We start from the raw sequence: 20,750 nt of genomic DNA, 5'->3' as shown, positions 1-20,750 counted from the left end.
GCCCGAGGCCGAACGCAGGTATTGCGCAGCGGGTAAACCGGCAGGACGCCGGTTTAGCCGCGCCGGGCCATGGATGGCCCGTCGCGGCGGCCCGCGGAGCAATGCCGGAGTGAGGGAACGCCGAGCCTAGGCGAGGCGCCGACAGGCGGGGCAGAGCGCTTTGGTTACTTTGCCGCAAAGTGACTCGCTGTAAGAGCGAAACCATAAGTCGCCGTGACCTAAATAACGGATATGCCCCCAATCAATGCGCAATACACACCGACTTCAGCTCGGTATAAGCCTCAATCACCGCCCGCCCAAACTCCCGCCCCATCCCCGATTGCTTCACCCCGCCAAACGGCATCGCCGGGTCCAGCAACACATGCGCATTCACCCAAACCGTCCCCGCCTCGATCCGCGGCACCAGGTTCATCGCCTTACCCAGATCATTGGTCCAAAGACTGGCCGCCAACCCATACCGATTGTCATTGGCCAACTCAATCACCGCATCCTCATCATCAAACGCCATCACCCCCAACACCGGCCCAAACACCTCCTCCCGGGCCACCGCCATCCCATGATCGATATCCGCCAAAATCGTCGGCCGCACATAAAACCCCTCACCCGCAACCTCATCCCCACCGATCACCACCCGCGCCCCTTCAGCCCGGGCCTGCTCGATATGGCGCAGTACCCCTTGCTGCTGCTTGCGCGACACCAACGGATTAATCGCCGCCTCACCATCCATCCCCGCCCCCAACGGCATCGCCGACACCGCCGCCGCCAACCCCTCGACAAACCGGTCATACACCGAACGATGCACATAAAAGCGCGAAGCCGCCGCACACACCTGCCCGTTGTTCAGCAACCCACCCAGGATCGCCCCCTGGATCGCCTTATCAATATCCGCATCCGCCAACACGATCATCGGATTCTTGCCCCCCAACTCCAGGGCAAACCGCGTCATGTTCTCCATGCACGCCACCCCCACGCTCTTGCCCACCGCAGTCGAACCGGTAAACGAAACCTTGCTCACCAACGGATGAGCAGTCAGAACGCCCCCCACCGACGCCCCGCCGCCGGTCACCACGTTGAACACCCCCGCCGGAATCCCCGCCTCCAGAGCCAGCTCCGCCAGGCGCATCGCCGTCAGCGGCGTTTCCATCGCCGGCTTGATGATCACCGTGCACCCGGTCGCCAGCGCCGGCATCAATTTCCAGGCCGCAATCAGCAGCGGGAAATTCCACGGCACGATGCCCACCACCACGCCCACTGGCTCGCGCTTGGTGAACGCAGTGAACCTGGCCCCCGGTGGCAAAGGGATGGACACGTCGAAGGTCTGCCCTTCGATCTTGGTCGCCCAGCCCGACATGTAGCGCATGAACTCCACCGTGGCGTTCAGATCCAGCCCCCGCGCCAGGTTGATCGACTTGCCCTGGCTCAGGGTTTCCAGCTGCGCCAGCTCCTCGGCATGGGCCTCAACCAACGCGGTGAAGTTCAGCAAAATCCGCTCACGGTCGGCCGGGCGCAATCCCGACCACACGCGGGACTTGAACGCCGCATGGGACGACTGCACCGCCTGCTCCACCACGTGCAGCGGCGCGTCGAGGGTTTCGCACAGGGTTTGCCCGGTGGCCGGGTTGATCACCTTGATGTGTTCGCCCTCGGCAAATACCCACTGGCCATCGATAAAGCAGCCATGACGACGGTCCAGGAATGCAGCCACCTGCGGCAGGATTTCAACGTTGCTCATGATTCACCTGTATTCAATGTTGTTCTTTGAGAAAGCAGGCGACCGCTTGGCGATCGTCGGCCGAAGCCAGGCCCATGTAGGGCATGTAGGTGCCAGGCACAAACGCCTGGGGTTGGGTGATGAATTGCGCGATGGTCTCGGCTTGCCACTCGACGTTTTTGTCACGCATCGCCTGGGAGTAGCTGAAGCCCGCCAGGGAGCCGGATTTACGCCCGTAAACGCCTGCCAGGTTCGGCCCCATCATTGTCGCGCCGCCCTTCGCCACCGCATGGCACACGCTGCATTCGTTGGCGAAAACCTGGGCGCCACGGCTCTGGTCAGGGCTGCATTCAGCGGCGAATGCGCTGTGGGCCAGGACCAGCGACAGCAGGCCGGCCAGGGAAAATCTGTGTGCAGTGAACATAGAAAAACGACCTTGGAAATCATCGAAGTTGCCGACGATTGTCAGGGCTCAAGGTCGCTCGGGTTTTGCCCTGCGTGCCAGTCGTATTGGCCGGGCTGCCAAACCGTGGATTCTGGCAAGCACAGTCAAGTCTTTGGCAACCAGACAAAAGGCACGTCACTTCGCCAGCATTAGTATCGCGGCAGACCCCAACCCTGTGGTCATGAACAAGAATGGATGCCACACCATGCTCAAGTCCCCCTTGCTTCGTCTCTCAACCCTCGCGCTGATGATCGGCGCCAACCCGGCCGGCGCTTATGAGCTGTACGCCGATGACAGCAGTCATCTGAACGCCACGCTGGAAGCGGTATTCGGTGCCTTCCACAGCCAGCAGAACTACAGTCAATCCGGCCGCCTGGCCAAGGGCTCCTCGTCCTGGCGCGAGGGCTACGTGAAGTACGGCCTGAGCTTCGACAAAAGCTTCAGCGGCGCCGGCACCACCTACGGTGCGGCCAACCTGCTGAGTTCCGGCACCTGGGGCGACGGCGATGCCGCAGGTTTCAGCGACGGTTCGGAGCGCACCACAAAATTCGAAGACGCCTACCTCGGCTGGCGCTCGGGCAAGTTGTTTGAGGCCCTGGGCGAGAATGGCGTGGACCTGTCCTTCGGCCGCCAGAACATCGTGGTCGGCGACGGTTTCCTGATTGACGGCGACGCGCTGAACTTCGGCAAGGGCGTGGCCGATGGCGACCTCAATCGCGGCGGCGGCTACTACATCGCCGCCCGCAAGGCCTTCGACGAAACCGCCGTGTTGCGCCTGGGCGGCAAGGACGGCTGGCGCAGCGACCTGATGTGGCTCAAGTCCGATAACCGTGCCCAGGCCAAGACCGAGATGTACGTCGCCACCCTCGAACACGTGGCCGCCGAAGGCACCGTGGGGCTGACGTACATCGACACCACCGACGTCGACAAGCAGTACGCCTCCCCCACGCAGCTGGAACGCGATGGCATGAAGACCTACAGCCTGCGGGCCACGGGCAATGCCGGGGTGACCAACCTGTTCCTGTCCGGCGAATACGCCTGGCAGGACAAGCCCCACACCGGCAACGAAGAAGCCTGGTACCTGGAAGCTGGCTGGACCTTCTCCGACGTGACCTGGACGCCGTATGTGAGCTACCGCTACAGCCGCTTCTCGGAAGGCTTCGACCCGCTGTTCTACGGTTTCAGCCGTGGCTACGGCACCTGGTTCCAGGGTGAAGTGGCGGGCAACTACGCCGGGCCGTTCAACAACAACTCACGCATCCAGAACGTCACGTTCAAGGTTTCGCCCCTGCAGAACCTCAACGTCGGCGCGGTGTTGTTCGACTTCAAGACCATCGACCGCAACCTCGGCAACAGCGACGGCCACGAGCTGGACCTGTATGCCGAATGGCACGTCAACGACCACCTGACGGTGATGCCGCTGATCGGCCTGTACCAGCCGGACAAGAGCGCCGAGCAAGGCGGCACGCAGCTGGGCAACCACGATAAAAACCTCTACAGCCAAGTGGTGTTCGCCACTAACTTCTAAGCCCGGCCGGGGCGGTGGCGCCGCCATCGCCCCGCCTGGCCAAGGCCTTCGCAATGCACAAGAAATTCCTCACGATCCAGAGCAAGATCGCCCTGCTCGCCGGCCTCTGCCTGTTATTGGTGGTCGGCCTGCTGATGAGCCTGTCGCTGTACCAGACCCACCAGAGCAGCCAGCACGTGGCCCAGGCCAGCAGCGACATGCTCGCTGCCGCCGCCAAGGAACACATGCAGGCCCTGGGGCAAGTTCAGGCCATGCAGGTGCAACGCACCTTCATGCAAACCCATGAATACGGCCAGGGCTTGTCGCGTTATGTGCTGTACCTGCGGCAACTGCAACAACAGGGCAAACTGACCCGCCCAGAGTTGCGCCAGGAGCTGAATACCCAGCTGCGCCAGGCCCTGGTCGACAAGCCCGACCTGCTCGGGATTTACGTCATTTTCGAAGCCAATGCCCTGGACGGTGACGATGCCCACTTCGTCGACCAGGCCGCCGTCGGCAGCAACGAGGCCGGGCGCTTCGCCCAATACTGGGTGCAGGCCACCCCGGGTGAACTGACAGCGGTAGTCGGCGACGAAGCGCTGCTGGCCAATACCTCGCCCGGCCCCAGCGGCGCGCCGTACAACGCCTTCTACACCTGCGCCCGCGACACCGCCAGGGCCTGTGTGCTGGAGCCGTATTTCGACGAGGCTTCCGGCAGCCGCAAGCTGGTGACCAGCATTGCGTTCCCGCTGATGGAGCACGGCAAGGTGATCGCGGTGATTGGCCTGGACATCAACCTGGCGGCCTTGCAACAGGCCAGCCAAACCAGCGCCGGGCAACTGTTCGACGGCCACGGGCAAGTCAGCATCGTCAGCCCCAAAGGCGTGATTTCCGCCTACAGCGAGGACGCCAGCCGCCTCGGGCAGCCGATCAGCGAAGTCATGCACGATGGCGCCCAGGTACTGGACGCGTTGCGCCAGGGGCAACCGCAAACCTTTGTCGATCAACAGCAAATCAAGCTACTCGAACCGCTGGCACCGATTGCCGGTGCCGCACCGTGGGGCGTTCTGGTGGGCGTGCCGCAGTCGGTGCTGCTGGCGCCGGTCACTGCGCTGCAACAGCAACTCGATGCCCAAGGGGTGAAAAGCACCGCCCTGGAACTGCTGCTGGGTGGCGGCTCGGCCCTGCTCGGCCTGCTGTTGATCTGGTACGCCGCGCTGCGCATCACTCGGCCGCTGCAAACCCTGACCCGGGTGATGGAGGACATTTCCCGTGGCGAAGGCGACCTGACGCGGCGGCTGGAGGTGCAATCCCGGGACGAGATCGGCCAGTTGGCCAGCGCCTTCAACCGTTTTGTTGAACGTATCCACCAGTCGATCCGCGAAGTGTCTTCAGCGGGGCTCGGGGTCAACCAAGTGGTCAAGCGGGTGCTGCTGGCCTCGAATTCCTCGCTGAACAACTTCGATGAACAGGCGACCCGCACCAACAGTGTCGCGGCGGCGATCAACGAACTGGGCGCCGCCGCCCAGGAAATCGCCCGTAATGCCTCCGATGCGTCGCAGCAAGCCTCCGGCGCCCGGCAACAGGCTGAGGACGGGCGCCAGGTGGTGGAGCGCACGATTGCCGTGATGAATGAACTGTCGGGCAAGATCAGCGCCTCGTGCGTGCACATCGATGCGCTGAATCACAAGACGGTGAACATCGGGCAAATCCTGGAGGTGATCAAGGGCATCTCCCAGCAGACCAATCTGCTGGCACTGAACGCCGCCATTGAAGCGGCCCGGGCCGGTGAGGCCGGGCGCGGGTTTGCGGTGGTGGCCGATGAGGTGCGCAGCCTGGCCTATCGCACCCAGGAGTCGGCGCTGGAGATTCAGCAGATGATCGAAGAGTTGCAGGTGGGCGCACGGGAATCCGTCAGCACCATGACCGAGAGCCAGCAGCACAGCGAGGAAAGCGTGAGCATCGCCAACCTGGCGGGTACGCGGCTGGCCAGTGTGACGCAGAGGATTGGCGAGATTGATAACGTCAACCAGTCGGTAGCGGCGGCGACCGAGGAACAGACGTCAGTGGTGGAAGCGCTGAATGTGGACATTACCGAGATCAATATGCTGAACCAGGCCGGGGTGGAAAACCTGCAGTCGACGCTGCAGGCCTGTACCGAGCTTGAGCGTGAAGCGGAACGCTTGAATCAGCTGGTGGGCAGCTTCCGCATCTGACCAACAACTGCCCCGCAGGCCCCATGTGGGAGCGGGCTTGCTCGCGAAGACAGAGTGTCAGCCACTGAATAGGTTTCTGATACACCGCCTTCGCGAGCAAGCCCGCTCCCACATTTGATCTCCTGAACCTTCAGCAATGGGCGCCAGCATGCTCAATCCGGTGAAACAGCCGGTTGAAGTACACCAGGCTGTCGCCCTGCCCCCGCACCCCAACCCGCGACAACTCCACGAACATCACCGAATGCGACCCTACCTCCTTGCACTCACTGATACGCCCTTCCAGTTGCACCAGCGCATCCCGCAGCACCGGTACCCCCGCCTCGCCTCCGTCCCACAGGTCCCAGGCAAACCGCTCCGCCATGGGCACCTGGGTCATCCCGGCAAAGTGCCGCGCCAGCTCTTCCTGCTCCCCGCACAGCACGTTCACGCACAGCTGCCCATTGGTACGGAACACATCATGGGTCGCACTCCCGCGGTTCACGCACACCAACACCGTGGGGGGCGAATCCGTCACCGAGCACACCGCACTCGCCGTGATCCCGCAACGCCCGCCCGGCCCGTTGGTGGTGATGATGTTCACCGCGGCCGGCAGTTGCGCCATGGCGTTGCGAAAGTCGATTTGCTGCTGGCTCAGGTCGGCCATGTCGGTGCCCCTTTACGGTCCGTGGGTGATGCCACAAGACTAAGACGCCCCGTGCGGCGCGACCATTCAGACGATCCCCATGCCGACTAGGTGGTTTCTTTATCGTCAGGGCCGTTCACACTGGGTATTCTGCTGGCAAGGCTCCACAGATGAGCCAATGTCCGCCGCAGCGTGCCCGCGTGCGAAAACAACAATTAGAAATTCTCGTGGCAGTCCCTGATGGAAATTCGCACACCGATTGTTTACATCGTTGATGACGACAAAGACCTGCGTACCTCGCTGGCCTGGCTGCTGGAGTCGGTCAGCATAAAGGCCCAATGTTTCGCCGGGGCCGAAGAGTTCCTTGCGCACTACGACCCGCGCCAGCCCGCCTGCCTGGTGCTGGACGTGCGCATGCCGCAGACCAGCGGCTTCCAGTTGCAGGAGATCCTCAACCGGCGCGGCAGTACCTTGCCGACCATCTTCGTGTCGGCCCACGGCGACATACCGATGTCGGTCACCGCAATGAAAAACGGCGCGCTGGATTTCGTCGAGAAGCCCTACAACCCGCAACAGATGATCGACCGCATCCAGGCCGCACTGAAGACCGCTGTACAGGCCCAGGCCGACCAGGAACAGCGCGAGCACCTGCAAGGCAAGCTGGCGCTGCTGACGAGCCGGGAGCGAGAAGTGTTGATGCTGGTGGTGGACGGCAAGGCGAGCAAGGTGATTGCCCGCGAGCTGAACATCAGCGTGAAGACCGTTGACGTGCACCGCACCAAGATCAAGGAAAAGATGGGCGTGACCAGCATCGCCATGCTGGTCCGCGAGGTGTTGTATCCCTAGGGCGCGATGATTGAATGTGGGAGCTGTCGAGCCTTGGCGAGGCTGCAAAGGGATCGCTGCGGTTTACCTGTCAGACCGAGTGGCCTGCATCGCAGGCAAGCCAGCTCCCACAGTTGACCTCATTCCAATGTGGGAGCTGTCGAGCTTCAGCGAGGCTGCGAAGGGATCGCGGCGGTGTACCTGTCAGACCGAGTGGCCTGCATCGCGGGCAAGCCCGGCTCCCACAGGAAAATGCATTCCAGGTTCGGGAGCGGCACGCATCAATGATGGCTATAGCGCTTGCGGTACTCGCCCGGTGACACGCCGAAGCGCGACTTGAACGCCGATGAGAAGTAGCTGGAGTCGGAGAAGCCCCAGGCATAACAGAGTGCCGACAGCTTCTGCTCCGCCGGCGAATGGCGCAGGGTTTCGGCGCAGAAATCCAGGCGTCGGTGCTTGATGTATTGCGCCACCACCAGCCCGCGCTTGGAAAACATCCGGTACAGCCCGCGCACCGACACCCCGACTTCCCGGGCGATCAGCTCGGGGCAGAGTTCTTCGGCGCCGATGTGCGCATCGATGTAGGCGATGGTCTTGCGAAACTGCCGTTCCTGGGTGTCCACGCCGTTGTCCCGGGCGCTGATCCCCGGCAGCAGCAGGCTGACCAATGCATCCAGCACGGCTTCGCTTTCCTGCATGCCCAGGTCGTTTTGCTGGCGGGTGTCGAGCACCATCTGGCTGGCCATCAGCGCCAACGGCGTGCGCGCCGAGATCCGCGTCGCGCAGTTGACCGCCGTGAAGTGCGAACCGCGCTCCACCACCTGGCGCGGCAGGATCAGCGACAATTGCCGGGAGTTGTCGTGGTAGGTCATGTCACTGGGGCGGCAGGCGTCGATCAGGGCGATGTCACCGCAGCCCAGTTGCGCACGGTTGTCGCCCTGTTCCAGCTGTGCGCTGCCCTGCAACTGGAACACCGCGTAGTAGTGCCCTTCATTGCCCGTACTGACTTCCTTGCTGCTGCGATACAGATGCACCTGGGCCATATCGACCACGCTGAGCTTGATCGCGCCGCTGCGAAACTCGCTCAACTCCCCATAAAACCCCGCGCCCAGGGCCCTGGCATCGAAGCGTCCACAGGCCTGGTTAACCTGCTGTAACCAACGCTCGAACGATTCGTTACGTTGCACCGTTGAACTCATCATGACCGCAAGGCCTCACGTTTTTTATTTTTTTGGTCCCAGCAATCTTACGGGTAGCGCCGATCAAATATCCAATACCAGACGAGCGGAAACCGCCCGGGAAACACACGCACAAATCTGCCGGTTAGCGGCCTTCTCCTTGGTCGACAGGCAATTGTCACGGTGCTCGGGCACGCCTTCCAGCACCTCGACAATGCAGGTGCCGCAGAGGCCTTCGCGGCACTCGGTGTCGATGTCGCAACCGTGGGCCTGCAATACGTCCACCAGGCTGGTATTCGCCGGTACTTGCAGCACCACGCCGGAGCTGGCCAGCTCCACCTCGAAACCACCGCTGGGCCCGGCGTTGGCCGCCGGGTCGGCCTGGAAGTGCTCCAGGTGAATCGCCTCCTCGGGACGGCTGCGGGCCGCCACTTCCACCACCTTGTGCATGAACGGCGCGGGGCCGCAGGTGTAGACGTGGGCAGCCGCGCCCGCCTGCTCCAGGCAGGCGCTCAAGGCCGCATCCAGCGCGCCCGGCTCGACGCCATAGTGAAACTGCACATGCTCGCCGAATGTATCGGCCAACAGCTGGGTAAACGCCGCGTACTGCGCCGAACGTGCAAAATAGTGCAGGCGCCACGGCTGGCCGCTGTCGGCCAGTCGATAGGCCATGCTCAACAGCGGCGTCACCCCGATACCGGCGGCAAACAGCGCATGGGCCGGCGCCTCCGGGTCGAGGCGGAACAGGTTGCGCGGCGCGCCCATCTCCAGTTCCATGCCCTCCCGCACCTGCTCATGCAGGGCCAGGGAGCCGCCACGGGATTGCGCCTCTTTCTTCACCGCCACCAGGTACGCGCGGCCATCGTGGGGCGGGCTGCACAGCGAATACTGGCGGGTGACGCCGGTTGGCCCGGTGAGGTCCACATGGGCCCCGGGCTCATAACTGTCGAGGGGCTGGCCGTCACTGCGCACGAGGCGAAAGGAACGGATATCCAGCGCTTCATCGACGATGCGTTCGATCTTCACCTTCATCATTGCAGCACCTGAATCCTGTTGTTTCGGTTGAACGCTAACCTGTGGCGAGGGAGCTTGCTCCCGCTGGACTGCGCAGCAGGCCCACTCTCTTCGGCGATGACTAGCGCATGAACAGCCCGCCGTTGATGTCCCAGCACGCGCCCGTGATCGAGGCGGCGTGGTCGGCGATCAACAGCAGCACGGTGTCGGCGATGGTGTGCGGGTCGCCGAGGGTGCCCGTCGGGATAATCTTGAGGATCTGCTCCAGGCGCTCCGGCGCCACGGTTTCGCGCACTACCGGCAAATCAAGCGGGCCTGGCGAAATGCTGTTGACCGTCACGCCCCGGGGCGCCAGTTCACGGGCGAAGACCTTGGTCAGCGTAGCCACGCCGCCCTTGGCCGCGGCGTAATGCGCGCCAGTGGCAGTGCCGCCGTTTTGCCCGGCGAGGGAGGCGATATTGACGATGCGCCCGAACCCTCGTTCGGCGAAATGCGCACCAAACACCTGGCAGGCCACGAACGTGCCCCGCAGGTTGATCGCCATCGATTCGTCGAATTCCTCGGGTGTGATGTCCATCAGCGCCGCAACTTTCGACACCCCGGCGTTGTTCACCAGAATATCGGTGCCGCCCCAGCGCTCGCTGAGCAAGTCCCGGGCGCGAATAAAATCGGCCTTGTTGCGCACATCCAGCTCGATGGCGACGGCGGTTTCGCCGCGGTTGTCGAGTTCAGAGGCCAGGCGCTGCACGCCGTCCAGGTGCACATCCGCCAGGCCCACGCGGTAGCCTGCGGCGTGCAGGCGCCGGGCGATGCATTCGCCGAGGCCACGGGAGGCGCCGGTTACAAGCGCGATTCGGTTCATCAGAATGTCCTCATCTCAACTGTGGGAGCGGGCTTGCTCGCGAATGCGGTGTGTCAGTCAATGCATGTGGCGACTGATCCACCGCATTCGCGAGCAAGCCCGCTCCCACATTGGTTTTGTGTCGTTGTTTGAATCGTGCTTACAACAGAAAGCCGAGCGCACTCAGGCTGTCGGTGGAATTGATCAGCCGCACCACCTTGCGCTCCAGGGTCGCGACCCCGGCGCTGAACCGGATGCGGTAATTCAGGTCGGCCACAAACGGCGTGTGTACTCCGCGCTTGTAGGCGTACAGCAGCTGCGCACAGTTAACCTCCACCACCTCGCCCGCCGCTTCCACCAGGGTGAATCGCGAGACACTGCGCACGGTTTTCGCCGCATCCACCGCTGACGGTGAATACCCCGCCGTCAGCCGTTCGATGCGCAGGTCACGCATGCGCGCATCGTCATAGGCGTAGTTGAGGTTGGCTTCAAAATCCTCGGTGTCCGGGTCGATCGGCACGACGTAGCGCCCGCTCTCGCTCCACAACGCGGCCCATTGCACGTAGTCCTTGTGGTCCAGCAGTTCGGCTTCACGCCAGATGAATTCGATGGCCTGGGCCAGCGGTGCGGTAAAACCAGTCAGGGTGTTCATTGGCTCATCATCCTTTTCCACATGTCATAGGCCCCGCGCATGCCGCCTTCATCAGTGGCGTGGGATACCTTGTCGCCGTTGTCGGCCAGCACTTCGCGGTTCAGGCCACGGTTGACCAGGATCGGTGCGTCAACGCCGGCATACGAGCCGCGTTGCACCCGGTCCCAGGCTTCGGCGTCGTCGGGGCTGCCAAAGCCGAACGGGCCCTGGAAGTGTTCGTGGATGCGCAGGCGCTCGCGGTTGGCAACCTGTGGGCCGCCCTCCATGCCCAGGGCGACGTGGCGGATTTCGGTCTCGGTGACCGACACCGGGCGCAGCACCCGGAAGAACGACATCGACATGGCGACATTGGGAAACAGGTTGAGGTTGAACCCGGCACCGTGCAGCGAGCGCACGATGCGTCGCACCTGGGCCGGCTCCATGGTTTTCGACAGTTCTTCGGTGACGTGGGCGAAACGCTCCTGCAACTGCTCGGTACCGTCGTCGTGGTCCAGGTCGACATGCTCGGGCACCATCACCATCACGCTGTGGCCATTGCCCAGGGAATGGGTGACGGCCTGCTCGTCGGTCATGAACGAGAGCATTTCCGAGGTCTCGGCGTCCACCGACGACATGAACGACTTGTGCACGATCGGGAAGTGGTAGCCGTCGGTGGTGTTTTCCAGCTGGATCTTCCAGTTGCCCTTGAAGCTGAACTTGTGTTCGCCCTGGGTCTTGATCGGGTAGCCGGCGCCCTGCTTCATGAACAGGTCCATCCAGTGTTTGGCGCCGCCGAGGAAGTCGGCCAACGGTTCGATATCGTCGTTGTAGCTGGCGAATACCATCCCGGCGTAGCTGTCCACCCGCAGGCTGGTCAGGGGTAACTCGGACTTTTCCAGGATGCCTTCGTAGCCGTCCGGGTAAGGCAGCGCCCGCAGCTTGCCGTCCAAACCATAGGACCAGCTGTGATACGGGCAGGTGAAGCCGGTGGCGTTGCCCTTGTGCTTCTCGCAAACCGTGGCGCCACGGTGGCGGCAGCGGTTTTCCAGCACGTTGATCGCGCCTTTCTTGTCGCGCACCACAATCACCGGGCGCCGGCCAATGGTCGCGGTCTTGAAGTCGCCGCTGTTGCGCACTTCGCTTTCATGGGCGACCCAGACCCAGGTGCGGTAGAAGATCTTTTCCAGTTCGGCCTCGAACAGCGCCGGGTCGTTGTACAGCGAGACGTCGACGCGATCGTGCTTGACCAACTCGTCGAGGCTTTTCGATTTGGCAATCAGCCGGTATTCATGGGTACTCATGGAGCCCTCCTCAAGGCGTTGTTCTTATTGGCGAGCCGTGATGCTCTGCTGCAGTTGTGCGCCGAGGGCACACACCCATTCGTCCTGGCCCTTGCGGCCGACAATCTGCAGCCCCACCTTCAGCCCGCTGTCGGCCAGGGTCACCGGCACCGTCAGCGCCGGGTGGCCGCTGAGGTTGAATGGCCGCACCAATGGCGTCATGCGGGCCACGGCCTGGCTGCCGTTGCGGGCTTCGGCCAGGGTCGGCGGCAGGTCCGGCATCGTCGGCAGCAGCAACACGGAGAATTCTTCGAGCGCGGCGTCCACCTGGTGGCTGAAGCGGGTGCGCACGACTTCGGCTGCGGCCAAATCAGCAGCGCTGGTGCGGCTGGCAGCCAACAAGCGTTGTTCGACATCCGCACCGATCAGGCCCTTGCCTGTGAGGTGACCGAAGGCTGCCCAGTTTTCGACGTTAATCACCGTAAGGCCGGCGCCGAACGCCGTGTCAAAGTCGTCCAGATGTAGACGCTGCTGACGCCAGCCGGCCGCGTCGACGGCAGCCATCAGGCTCGCCTTCAGCCATGGCTCACAGGCCACATCCAGAAAGCCCACCGGCACGCTGCCGGACGGCGCCGCCTGTGGCTGGAAACCCGGGCAAATCACCTGCATCGCGGCAATCAGGTCCTGCATGTTCGCGGCGAACGGCCCGACGCAATCGAGGCTGGATACCGCCGGTTGCGCGCCAATGCGGCTGACTCGGCCATAGGTCGGTTTCAACCCGGCAATCCCGCAGCACGCCGCCGGCACCCGCACCGAGCCGCCGGTGTCGGTACCAATGGCGATATCCGCCAGGCCCGCCGCAACCGCCGCGGCCGAACCGCTGGAGGAGCCGCCCGGCACGCGGTCTGGCGCCTGGGGATTGACGGGCGTACCGCTCCAGTCGTTGATGCCGGTGACGCCAAATGCCAGTTCATGCAGGCTGGTCTTGCCGACGATCTGCCAGCCGGCATCCAGGACCGCCTGCACCACGTGCGCATGCCGCGTCGCCGGCGGAGCATCGGCAAAGGCACGACTGCCCGAGCGGGTCGGATACCCGGCGATGTCGATGGAATCCTTGATGGCCACGCGTCGGCCGCTGCCACCGAGTAAAAATTCGCTGACGAAGGTACTCATGGGTTCACCCCCAACATGCTATTGAACAGGCGCTGCGTACGGAAATGCGCGATCAGCCAGGTGCCGTCGACACGGCGAAAATCGATGGTCAGCCGCGTGCCGAACAACTCGCTGCGCTGGTCGGCGTAGGTGGAAATCTGTTGCATGATCCACTGCCCTGCAGCCACGCTGCCGTCTACCTGGATCGACTCACTGGTGAGGTAATGCAGGTTCAGCGCAAAGTGTTCCGACGGTGGCAGGTAGCTGCCGACAAACACCGCCACCGCGTCGCGCCCCCGATGCTGGCCGAAGGTCTGCGCGGTACTTGTGCCAATGCCTTCCCACACCGCATCCACGGTGAACAACTCGGCCAACTCGCGAACGTTGGTCGCCGCCCGGGGCACGTCGCACAGGTCCATGTAGCGCGCCATCAAGCGCCTTACCTGGCTCTCCCCTTCAAGGGTTTCAACACGCTGCAACAGGTCCATGGCTCACACCCTGGCCGCTTCGGGAATGGTCAGCGGGCGGCCGATCCGTGCTTCGACCTTGGCGTAGCGCCACAGGCTGTATTCACCCACCGGCGTGGTACGGAACAGGTTGCAGGCGTCGATCACCGACTGGTGGCAGTCGACGTCGGCCATGATGTAGACGGTCCACGGCGAGGTGGTCGACGGGCCGACCATCAAGCGGTCGTCATCCATCGCCCCCAGCACGTTGATGCCCGGCATGGCGCCGAGGTCGCCCATCATCTGGCTGAAGCCTTTCCACACGCTCAGGCCTTCGCCGGTAGGCAGGTCGAAAAAGTTCTGGGTGATGCCGATGCAGAAGACGACGCGCAGCGGTTCTTGAGTGGCTTGGGACATGGGTTGATCCTTGAAAGTCAGATGTAGCCAGGAAATGGAGGAACGCCGAGGAACACCGAGCCCGCGCCGTCGTACAGGCCTTCGCTGAGGAAGGCGTGCTGGGTCACCACCATGGCGTCGCGCAGGTAGCGTTGCAGCGGGTGGCGCAGGTAGATCGCGGTGGTGCCCGCCAGGCTGTAGGCGCTTTGCACCACGGCGGCGCCGGCCTGGGACACGTGAATGGCGGTCAGGCGCAACAGGCTGGTTTGCTCGGCCGTGACCGGGTTGCCGGCGAGGATCGAGTTCCACACTTGTTCGGTGGCGCCGTAGAAAAAGCCCCGAGCGGCGCTCAGCCGGGCTTCGGCCTTGGCGATTTCGATGCGCACGTAGGCGCGGTCCGCCAGTTTCGGTGCGCCGGTGATGCCGCTGCCGCTGGCCATGGCGCTGATTTCATCGAGGGCCGCGCGGGCCAGGCCGAGGTTGACCACCGCCAGCACCTGGGCGGCGTAGGCAATCGAGGGATAACGAAACAGCGGCTCGTCGATGGTGGCGGCGCCGCCACGGATGAAGGTCCAGCGCTCGTCGATGTATTGGTCGGTAACTCGCAGGTCATGGCTGCCGGTGCCCTTGAGGCCGACCACGTCCCAGTTTTCGATGATTTCAACCTGGCCGGGCTTGAACACGGCAGTGCGTGGCTTGCCGCCCGCCGCACCGATGCCCACGCCCAGCAGGTCGGCGCCTTTGCAGCCGCTGGCAAACTTCCAGGTGCCGTTGACCTGCCAGCCGCCCTCGACGGTTTCCGCCGGCTGCAACGGGAACAGGCCACCGGCAAACACCAGATCGGGGCTGTCGGCATACAGTTCGGCGAGGGTTTCCTGGGGCAAGGCCGCAAGATAGACGCCGGCGCTGCCGAAGCTGGCGACCCAGCCGGCGGAGCCATCGGCTTCGGATATGCGCTCGATCATCTGCAAGAACGTTGCGGGGGCCAGGGCATCGCCGCCGAAACAACGCGGCGTGGCCGCCCGGTAGATGCCCACCTGCTTGAAGCGTTCGATCATGTCCCGTGGCACGTGGGAGCCGGCGTCGAACTCGTCGCGGCGCTGGCGCACTTCATCGAGCACCTGCTGGAACAGCGCGGGCTGCACGTCGGGTAAAGCGTCTGGTTGCACGAGGGCCGAACGCAGCATGGGCTTTCTCCGTTGTAGTTGTTATGGACGCCGTGTCGGGCGTTGATAGGTCCAGTGTAAAAAGCCCGACCACCGTCAACTATTGGGGCGTGCAGCCCACCGGCTAAAGAAATCCCCTAGTGCGCCCCCGATTACTTCTGAGCGTGCCCCCGGATGCAAACCGGTATAACTTGCCACCGTAGTCGTCCCCTCCACCGCCAAGGGCTACGCGATGTACCTACCCAATAACAATGATTTCCACACCCTGATCGAAGCCATGCCGATCTGCACCATCCTTCACGATGCGCAGAGCAAGGACATCCTCTGGGCCAACACCGCGGCGCTGTCGGCGCTGGGGTTTACCCTGGAAGAACTGATCCCGCTCAAGGCCCCGGACATGACCCGGGACGCACCGAAGTACAAGCGCTCCATCGGCCTGCGTTGGCTTGAGCGCGCGGCCCGCAGTGGCCAGCGCACCATCGAGTGGTGTTATCGCTCCAAGGCCGGGGTGGAGATTCTTTCGGAAGCGGTCGCGACGCTGGTGCACCTGGACGGGCGCGACGTGCTGATGGTGCAGTTCCGTGATATTTCCCGGGAAGACAAGGTGAAGCGGGACCTGATCCGCGCCGAGGAAGCCCGGCGTGTCAGTGAACAGCAGCTTGAATACCTGGCCCGATACAACGCCATGGGCGAGATGGCGGTGGCGATTGCTCATGAGTTGAGCCAGCCACTGGCGGCCACGCGCAACTTTATCGAGGGGGTTTTGATTCGTCTGGGCGATACCCACAGTGCCGACCAGGGGGTGAACTGGGGGCTGCAAAGTGCCGTGCGGCAGGTCGAGCATGCGTCAACGATCATCAAGAGTGTGCGTGATTATGTGGTCAAGCTGGAGCAGAGCGCGGAGTGGGTGGACCTCAATGAGTTGCTGCAGGAAACCCGATATTTCATCAGCCTGCGGGCCGAGCCGAGTCAGGTGCGGCTGGAGATCGTCCCGAGCGCGCAACCGCTGATGGTGCAGTGCGAGAGGGTGCTGATTGGGCAGGTGATTCTGAACCTGGCGTTCAATGCCATTGAAGAGATGAGTGAGCTGCCCGTGGAGCGTCGGGTGCTGCGGTTGCATGCCTGCCGGGATGGAAACGTGGCGCGGTTGAGTGTAGAGGATTGTGGGCGCGGGATTCAGGCCGTGGCGCGGGAGAAAATCTTTGACGGGTTCTTTTCGTCGAAGGTGGGTGGTAACGGGATTGGGCTGGCGTTGTGCAAGAACATCATTGGTCGGCATCAGGGGGATATCTGGGCGCAGAATCTGGAGCCGTGTGGGGCGGTGTTCAGTTTTTCGTTGCCTTTGGTGGGGTCGTGAGATTGGGGCATTTGCGAAGCGGCTTTTCTGTAGGAGCCGGCTTGCCGGCGAAAAACGTGAGGTCGCCGCGTTTATTCAGGATGCCAACGTCATCGTTAACGACCATCGCCGGCAAGCCAGCGCCTACAGGGCTGTTCAAAAGTGAGCCGCTGCAAGAGCGGAACCCGTTTCTGCCATAACAAAAATAACCGATATACCCCCCTCCCCAAACCATTGGCACAGACACACAACCACTTGGCAGACACAACAATTCTTGCAATCGCCCCACAAGGCAGAATCCACTTGCAAGAATCTGCCAAAGCACCCGCGATTAGCAAAACACAATAATTCAGGGAGTGCCCCTAATGCGAAGCAACAGGATCAACGTACAGTCAGCGCTGGGTCTGGGCCTGCTTGTACTCGGCTTGAACAGCGCCCAGGCGGATTTACCGCCAGACACCATCGGCCAGACCACCCTGGCCTTTCCACCGGAAGCCCACCGCGCATTCGTGGTAGACGTCGAATTCGAAAGCTTCGTGGTCGGCCGCGTCACCGTGGTAGATCCCGACAAGAAGCGCGTCCTCGGCATGGTCCCCACCGGCTTCGCCGCGCCCTCGGCCCTGAGCCACGACCAGAAGACCCTGTACAGCGCCGACATCTACTATTCCCGCGGCACCCGGGGCGATCGCACCGATGTGCTCACCGCCTGGGACAGCTCCAGCCTGTCGCCCGCCTGGGAAGTGCTGATCCCGAACAAACGCGCCGAATCCCTGACCCAGCGCTATGGGCTGAAGACCAGCGGCGATGACCGCTTCGTCTACGTCTACAACTTCACACCCTCCACCTCGGTGACCGTGGTCGACACCCAGTCCCGCTCCGTCACCGCCGAAATCGCGATCCCGGGCTGCGTACTCAACTACCCGGTCGGCACTCGCCGCTTCGCCTCCCTGTGCGGCGACGGCAGCCTGCAAGTGGTGACGCTGAACGAGCAGGGTCAGGAAACCTCGCGCAACCGCACGCACTTCTTCGACCCCAACGCCGAGAAGCTCAACGAACGCGCGGTGAACGTGGGCGACACCTACTACTTCACCACCACCACCGGCACCATCCGCCCGGTAGATTTCTCCGGCGATGAGCCGAAAATCCTGCCGTCCTGGTCACTCACCACCGATGCGGAAAAGAAAACCGGCTGGGCCCCGGGTGGCTGGCAGTTGATGGCTGTGGCACCAAAGCTCAACCGCATGTACGTGCTGATGCACGACAACCACGAGCCGATGAAGTGGGAAGACCCGAGCACCATCATCTGGGCCTATGACCTCAAGACCATGAAGAAGATAGCCACCCTGGAAGCCCCGACCCCGGTCTGGAGCATGCAGGCCACCGGCGACGACAAGCCCCTGTTGCTGGGCGCCGACGTCGAAGGCGGCTTGCAGATCTTCGACCTCAAGACCAACAAACTCACCGGTAGCATGGCCAAGGTAGCGAAGACCGCAACCCAGATCATGAGCTACTAAAGAGGTTCGGCCATGCATATCGACCCGATCTTCATCATTGCCAGCGCCCTCGCCATCGCGGTGTTGCTGGCCAGTGCCGCGACCCACAAGTTGCGCGCACCGGCACGCTTCGCCCGGCAACTGGCCGATTACCAGTTGCTGCCAGAGGCAGTGACTCGCCCCGCCGCCCGGGTAATCCCGGTGCTGGAACTGGTGATTGCCTTTGCCCTGCTGGTGCCGGCCAGCCGTTCCTGGGCCGCCCTCGGCGCCGCCGGCCTGATTGCACTGTACGCCGCCGCCATTGGCATCAACCTGTGGCGCGGCCGCCGGGACATCGACTGCGGCTGCGCAGGCCCCGACCAGGCGCAGCCGTTGCGGCCGATCCTGCTGTTGCGCAACGGCGCACTGGTGGCCGTGGCCCTGCTGGCCAGCGTGCTGCCGATTGCCCGTGACCTGGGTTTTTTCGACGGCTTCGTCACCGTCGCCGCCAGCGCCGTCGCGCTGCTGATTTACGCCGCAGCCGATGGCCTGCTGGCGAACTCCCCTCTTCTGCTCAAACTGATTGGTAGGTGATCAATGGAAGGCCTTATTGTTTCCAACGTACTGCTGTGGGTACTGCTGCTGGCGCTGGCGTTTGCCGTGATGGGCCTGGTGCGCCAGATTGGTGTGCTGCACGGGCGCATCGCCCCGGCCGGCGCACTGATGGTCGACAAGGGCGTGGCGGTGAATGAGCCGGCCCCGCAAGTCACCGCTTCCGACCGTAAAGGCCGCCCGGTGAACTTCGGCTATGCCGGTGAGAAGAACCAGTTGCTGTTCTTCCTCTCGCCCACCTGCCCGATCTGCAAATCCCTGTTGCCGGCGATCAAGTCCATCGCCAGGGAACAGGCTGACCGACTCGACGTGGTGTTTATCAGCGACGGCGACATGGAAGCCCAGCACGCGCTGATCACCGAACACAAGCTGGACGACGTCACCTACGTGGTCGGCCCGGAAGTCGGCATGACCTACCAGATCGGCAAGCTGCCGTATGCCGCGCTGATCGACAAGAGCGGCACCTTGCGCGCCAAGGGCCTGGTCAATTCCCGCGAGCACCTGGACAGCCTGTTCGAAGTCGAACACCTGAAAAGCGCGACGCTGCAGGAATACCTCAACAGCCAGCCGCAGCCCCACGACCACAGCCACGGCCATAGCCACTGATTAAGGCAGGGAGACTCTCATGAAATTGCTGGATCTGTTATTCGAGCGCTCGACCCGTCGCCTGGCCGACACCACGTCGCGACGCAAACTGTTGGCCCGTATGGGTTCGCTGATGGTCGCAGGCGCCGCGTTGCCCCTGCTGCTGCCCCTGGACCGCACCAGCAAGGCGCTGGCTGCCGATAACCCGAAAGCCGGTGACCCGGGCGACCCGAACAGTTGCGACTACTGGCGCTACTGCTCCATCGACGGTTTCCTGTGCAGTTGCTGTGGCGGTTCGGTGACCTCCTGCCCACCGGGCACCGAGGCGTCCCAGGTGACCTGGATCGGCACCTGCCGCAACCCGGCGGATGGCAAGGACTACATCATTTCCTATAACGACTGCTGCGGTAAGCAAAGCTGCGCCCAGTGCGCGTGCACGCGTAACGACAGTGAGGAACCGGCATACCGGCCGTTCAACAACAACGATGTGAACTGGTGCCTGGCGGCCAAATCCCACATCTACCACTGCACGGTCTCGATCATTCGCGGCGTCGCGGTTTAACCCACCCTTGTGGCGAGGGAGCTTGCTCCCGTTGGAGTGCGAAGCGCTCCCAGAGATCTTGGGGCCGCAGCACAGCCCAACGGGAGCAAGCTTCCTCGCCACAGGTCAGTGCAAGAGGCTTGTCATGCGTACGTTGTTTTTGCTGAGCTTGATGTGTGTCTTCGCCACCCCGCTCGCCCAGGCTCGGGCCATTCCCAATCCAAACCAGAAGCACGCACCGGGCAATGAGTCGCCGCAAACGCCGATCGCCCAGGCCGGGTACAGCGTGGCGACAAACTATCAGCTGCAGTGTGCCGGCTGCCATCTGGGCAGCGGCATGGGCTCGGCGGCCAACGACACACCGAGGATGACCGGGTTCGTCGGCAACTTTCTGAAGGTGCCAGGCGGTCGGGAGTTTTTGGTAAGGGTGCCGGGGATGTCGCAGTCGGCGCTGAACGATGGGCAACTGGCGGATTTGCTGAACTGGCTGATGCGCCCGGACGGGATGGCGGGCAAGAGTACGCCGGTGGATTACAAGCCCTATAGCGCCGAGGAAGTCACCGAATTGCGGCACAAAGCGATGCTCAATCTGCCGGGCACAAGGGCGGGTTTGATCAAGGAAATGCGGGCGCAAGGGATTGCGATTGAAGATGGAATGCCCAACTGAACGAAACGCGATCCAAATGTGGGAGCGGGCTTGCTCGCGAATGCGGTGTGTCAGTCACCCAATGCATCAACTGAACCACCGCATTCGCGAGCAAGCCCGCTCCCACA

The 20,750-nt window shown here is 63.1% G+C and carries 21 protein-coding genes and 1 pseudogene; 10 read left to right on the top strand and 12 right to left on the bottom strand.

Annotation, left to right across the window (positions count from 1 at the left end; translation table 11 throughout):
* Positions 1-241 precede the first annotated feature (241 nt).
* On the bottom strand, positions 242-1,732 hold the full coding sequence (locus ACIOMR_RS04645; RefSeq protein WP_008431084.1) for an aldehyde dehydrogenase family protein: 1,491 nt from the start codon (positions 1,730-1,732) through the stop codon (positions 242-244).
* 13 nt (positions 1,733-1,745) lie between these two features.
* Positions 1,746-2,135 carry a cytochrome c family protein gene (locus tag ACIOMR_RS04640; protein WP_003212617.1) on the bottom strand — a complete coding sequence of 130 codons (390 nt, stop codon included), beginning with the start codon at positions 2,133-2,135 and terminating at the stop codon, positions 1,746-1,748.
* Positions 2,136-2,361: 226 nt separating this feature from the next.
* Here ACIOMR_RS04640 and ACIOMR_RS04635 point away from each other — a divergent pair, with 226 nt between their 5' ends.
* The 3 genes and pseudogenes from ACIOMR_RS04635 (at position 2,362) to ACIOMR_RS04625 (ending at position 5,879) form a co-directional block, all read left to right on the top strand.
* A complete protein-coding gene (locus ACIOMR_RS04635; protein ID WP_401192496.1) occupies positions 2,362-3,684 on the top strand; it encodes a hypothetical protein in 1,323 nt (440 codons plus the stop codon).
* Positions 3,685-3,737: 53 nt separating this feature from the next.
* Positions 3,738-5,024: pseudogene (locus ACIOMR_RS04630) on the top strand (HAMP domain-containing protein); the annotation flags it as partial.
* Positions 5,025-5,048: 24 nt separating this feature from the next.
* Entirely contained in the window at positions 5,049-5,879 is an 831-nt protein-coding gene (locus ACIOMR_RS04625; protein WP_371132386.1) for a methyl-accepting chemotaxis protein, read from the top strand.
* 130 nt (positions 5,880-6,009) lie between these two features.
* On the opposite strand, the gene hpaC is transcribed toward ACIOMR_RS04625, so the two are convergent.
* The gene (gene hpaC / locus ACIOMR_RS04620; RefSeq protein WP_003212611.1) at positions 6,010-6,522 is read right to left on the bottom strand and encodes a 4-hydroxyphenylacetate 3-monooxygenase, reductase component; all 513 of its coding nucleotides are present in this window, start codon (positions 6,520-6,522) and stop codon (positions 6,010-6,012) included.
* A gap of 219 nt (positions 6,523-6,741) precedes the next feature.
* Here hpaC and ACIOMR_RS04615 point away from each other — a divergent pair, with 219 nt between their 5' ends.
* Positions 6,742-7,347: a response regulator transcription factor gene (locus ACIOMR_RS04615; RefSeq protein ID WP_102368721.1), complete on the top strand. Its 606-nt coding sequence runs from the start codon at positions 6,742-6,744 to the stop codon at positions 7,345-7,347.
* Positions 7,348-7,607: 260 nt separating this feature from the next.
* On the opposite strand, the gene feaR is transcribed toward ACIOMR_RS04615, so the two are convergent.
* The 9 genes from feaR to ACIOMR_RS04570 form a co-directional block, all read right to left on the bottom strand.
* On the bottom strand, positions 7,608-8,528 hold the full coding sequence (gene feaR / locus ACIOMR_RS04610) for a transcriptional regulator FeaR (protein WP_023658728.1): 921 nt from the start codon (positions 8,526-8,528) through the stop codon (positions 7,608-7,610).
* Between the two features lie 60 nt (positions 8,529-8,588).
* Entirely contained in the window at positions 8,589-9,539 is a 951-nt protein-coding gene (locus ACIOMR_RS04605; RefSeq protein ID WP_401192492.1) for a PDR/VanB family oxidoreductase, read from the bottom strand.
* A gap of 100 nt (positions 9,540-9,639) precedes the next feature.
* Entirely contained in the window at positions 9,640-10,380 is a 741-nt protein-coding gene (locus tag ACIOMR_RS04600) for an SDR family NAD(P)-dependent oxidoreductase (RefSeq protein WP_003208858.1), read from the bottom strand.
* 139 nt (positions 10,381-10,519) lie between these two features.
* Positions 10,520-11,011, bottom strand: coding sequence for an aromatic-ring-hydroxylating dioxygenase subunit beta (locus ACIOMR_RS04595; RefSeq protein ID WP_008431075.1), 492 nt, complete (start codon positions 11,009-11,011; stop codon positions 10,520-10,522).
* Positions 11,008-12,291: a Rieske 2Fe-2S domain-containing protein gene (locus ACIOMR_RS04590; RefSeq protein WP_003208861.1), complete on the bottom strand. Its 1,284-nt coding sequence runs from the start codon at positions 12,289-12,291 to the stop codon at positions 11,008-11,010. Before ACIOMR_RS04590 ends, ACIOMR_RS04595 begins: the two co-directional genes overlap by 4 nt.
* 24 nt (positions 12,292-12,315) lie before the next feature.
* Complete coding sequence (locus tag ACIOMR_RS04585; protein ID WP_401192487.1) at positions 12,316-13,443, bottom strand: amidase; 1,128 nt, start codon at positions 13,441-13,443, stop codon at positions 12,316-12,318.
* Positions 13,440-13,910 (bottom strand): nuclear transport factor 2 family protein, encoded by a 471-nt coding sequence (locus tag ACIOMR_RS04580; protein ID WP_401192484.1) that lies wholly within the window; start codon positions 13,908-13,910, stop codon positions 13,440-13,442. The genes ACIOMR_RS04585 and ACIOMR_RS04580 overlap by 4 nt, the downstream gene beginning before the upstream one ends.
* 3 nt (positions 13,911-13,913) lie before the next feature.
* Positions 13,914-14,285 (bottom strand): hypothetical protein, encoded by a 372-nt coding sequence (locus ACIOMR_RS04575; RefSeq protein ID WP_003208867.1) that lies wholly within the window; start codon positions 14,283-14,285, stop codon positions 13,914-13,916.
* A 17-nt stretch (positions 14,286-14,302) separates the two neighbouring features.
* Positions 14,303-15,451, bottom strand: a complete 1,149-nt coding sequence (locus ACIOMR_RS04570; RefSeq protein ID WP_102368716.1) for an acyl-CoA dehydrogenase family protein — start codon at positions 15,449-15,451, stop codon at positions 14,303-14,305.
* A 211-nt stretch (positions 15,452-15,662) separates the two neighbouring features.
* On the opposite strand from ACIOMR_RS04570, the gene ACIOMR_RS04565 reads away from it, so the two are divergent.
* The 6 genes from ACIOMR_RS04565 (at position 15,663) to ACIOMR_RS04540 (ending at position 20,643) form a co-directional block, all read left to right on the top strand.
* Positions 15,663-16,787, top strand: coding sequence for a sensor histidine kinase (locus tag ACIOMR_RS04565; RefSeq protein ID WP_177036947.1), 1,125 nt, complete (start codon positions 15,663-15,665; stop codon positions 16,785-16,787).
* 344 nt (positions 16,788-17,131) lie between these two features.
* Positions 17,132-18,280 carry an amine dehydrogenase large subunit gene (locus tag ACIOMR_RS04560; protein ID WP_003208872.1) on the top strand — a complete coding sequence of 383 codons (1,149 nt, stop codon included), beginning with the start codon at positions 17,132-17,134 and terminating at the stop codon, positions 18,278-18,280.
* Positions 18,281-18,292: 12 nt separating this feature from the next.
* Entirely contained in the window at positions 18,293-18,832 is a 540-nt protein-coding gene (locus tag ACIOMR_RS04555; protein ID WP_003208874.1) for a MauE/DoxX family redox-associated membrane protein, read from the top strand.
* Between the two features lie 3 nt (positions 18,833-18,835).
* Positions 18,836-19,456 (top strand): methylamine dehydrogenase accessory protein MauD, encoded by a 621-nt coding sequence (gene mauD, locus ACIOMR_RS04550; protein ID WP_003208875.1) that lies wholly within the window; start codon positions 18,836-18,838, stop codon positions 19,454-19,456.
* 19 nt (positions 19,457-19,475) lie between these two features.
* The gene (locus ACIOMR_RS04545) at positions 19,476-19,997 is read left to right on the top strand and encodes a methylamine dehydrogenase light chain (RefSeq protein ID WP_003208877.1); all 522 of its coding nucleotides are present in this window, start codon (positions 19,476-19,478) and stop codon (positions 19,995-19,997) included.
* A gap of 124 nt (positions 19,998-20,121) precedes the next feature.
* Positions 20,122-20,643, top strand: a complete 522-nt coding sequence (locus ACIOMR_RS04540; protein WP_087694284.1) for a cytochrome C — start codon at positions 20,122-20,124, stop codon at positions 20,641-20,643.
* The last annotated feature ends 107 nt before the right edge of the window (positions 20,644-20,750 follow it).

This window comes from Pseudomonas sp. NPDC087814 (assembly GCF_044742865.1).
Taxonomy (GTDB): domain Bacteria; phylum Pseudomonadota; class Gammaproteobacteria; order Pseudomonadales; family Pseudomonadaceae; genus Aquipseudomonas.
The sequence above is the reverse complement of the archived record's forward strand: the minus strand, read 5'-3'. Positions and strand labels throughout refer to the sequence as shown.

Bases quoted from the DNA above. Each gene is read 5' to 3' on its own strand.
- hpaC (WP_003212611.1), bottom strand. From the start codon at position 6,522: ATGGCCGACCTGAGCCAGCAGCAAATCGACTTTCGCAACGCCATGGCG.
- ACIOMR_RS04645 (WP_008431084.1), bottom strand. From the start codon at position 1,732: ATGAGCAACGTTGAAATCCTGCCGCAGGTGGCTGCATTCCTGGACCGT.
- ACIOMR_RS04555 (WP_003208874.1), top strand. From the start codon at position 18,293: ATGCATATCGACCCGATCTTCATCATTGCCAGCGCCCTCGCCATCGCG.
- ACIOMR_RS04575 (WP_003208867.1), bottom strand. From the start codon at position 14,285: ATGTCCCAAGCCACTCAAGAACCGCTGCGCGTCGTCTTCTGCATCGGC.
- feaR (WP_023658728.1), bottom strand. From the start codon at position 8,528: ATGATGAGTTCAACGGTGCAACGTAACGAATCGTTCGAGCGTTGGTTA.
- ACIOMR_RS04540 (WP_087694284.1), top strand. From the start codon at position 20,122: ATGCGTACGTTGTTTTTGCTGAGCTTGATGTGTGTCTTCGCCACCCCG.
- ACIOMR_RS04605 (WP_401192492.1), bottom strand. From the start codon at position 9,539: ATGATGAAGGTGAAGATCGAACGCATCGTCGATGAAGCGCTGGATATC.
- ACIOMR_RS04595 (WP_008431075.1), bottom strand. From the start codon at position 11,011: ATGAACACCCTGACTGGTTTTACCGCACCGCTGGCCCAGGCCATCGAA.
- ACIOMR_RS04635 (WP_401192496.1), top strand. From the start codon at position 2,362: ATGCTCAAGTCCCCCTTGCTTCGTCTCTCAACCCTCGCGCTGATGATC.
- ACIOMR_RS04570 (WP_102368716.1), bottom strand. From the start codon at position 15,451: ATGCTGCGTTCGGCCCTCGTGCAACCAGACGCTTTACCCGACGTGCAG.
- ACIOMR_RS04585 (WP_401192487.1), bottom strand. From the start codon at position 13,443: ATGAGTACCTTCGTCAGCGAATTTTTACTCGGTGGCAGCGGCCGACGC.
- ACIOMR_RS04600 (WP_003208858.1), bottom strand. From the start codon at position 10,380: ATGAACCGAATCGCGCTTGTAACCGGCGCCTCCCGTGGCCTCGGCGAA.
- mauD (WP_003208875.1), top strand. From the start codon at position 18,836: ATGGAAGGCCTTATTGTTTCCAACGTACTGCTGTGGGTACTGCTGCTG.
- ACIOMR_RS04580 (WP_401192484.1), bottom strand. From the start codon at position 13,910: ATGGACCTGTTGCAGCGTGTTGAAACCCTTGAAGGGGAGAGCCAGGTA.
- ACIOMR_RS04560 (WP_003208872.1), top strand. From the start codon at position 17,132: ATGCGAAGCAACAGGATCAACGTACAGTCAGCGCTGGGTCTGGGCCTG.
- ACIOMR_RS04565 (WP_177036947.1), top strand. From the start codon at position 15,663: ATGTACCTACCCAATAACAATGATTTCCACACCCTGATCGAAGCCATG.
- ACIOMR_RS04590 (WP_003208861.1), bottom strand. From the start codon at position 12,291: ATGAGTACCCATGAATACCGGCTGATTGCCAAATCGAAAAGCCTCGAC.
- ACIOMR_RS04545 (WP_003208877.1), top strand. From the start codon at position 19,476: ATGAAATTGCTGGATCTGTTATTCGAGCGCTCGACCCGTCGCCTGGCC.
- ACIOMR_RS04640 (WP_003212617.1), bottom strand. From the start codon at position 2,135: ATGTTCACTGCACACAGATTTTCCCTGGCCGGCCTGCTGTCGCTGGTC.
- ACIOMR_RS04615 (WP_102368721.1), top strand. From the start codon at position 6,742: ATGGAAATTCGCACACCGATTGTTTACATCGTTGATGACGACAAAGAC.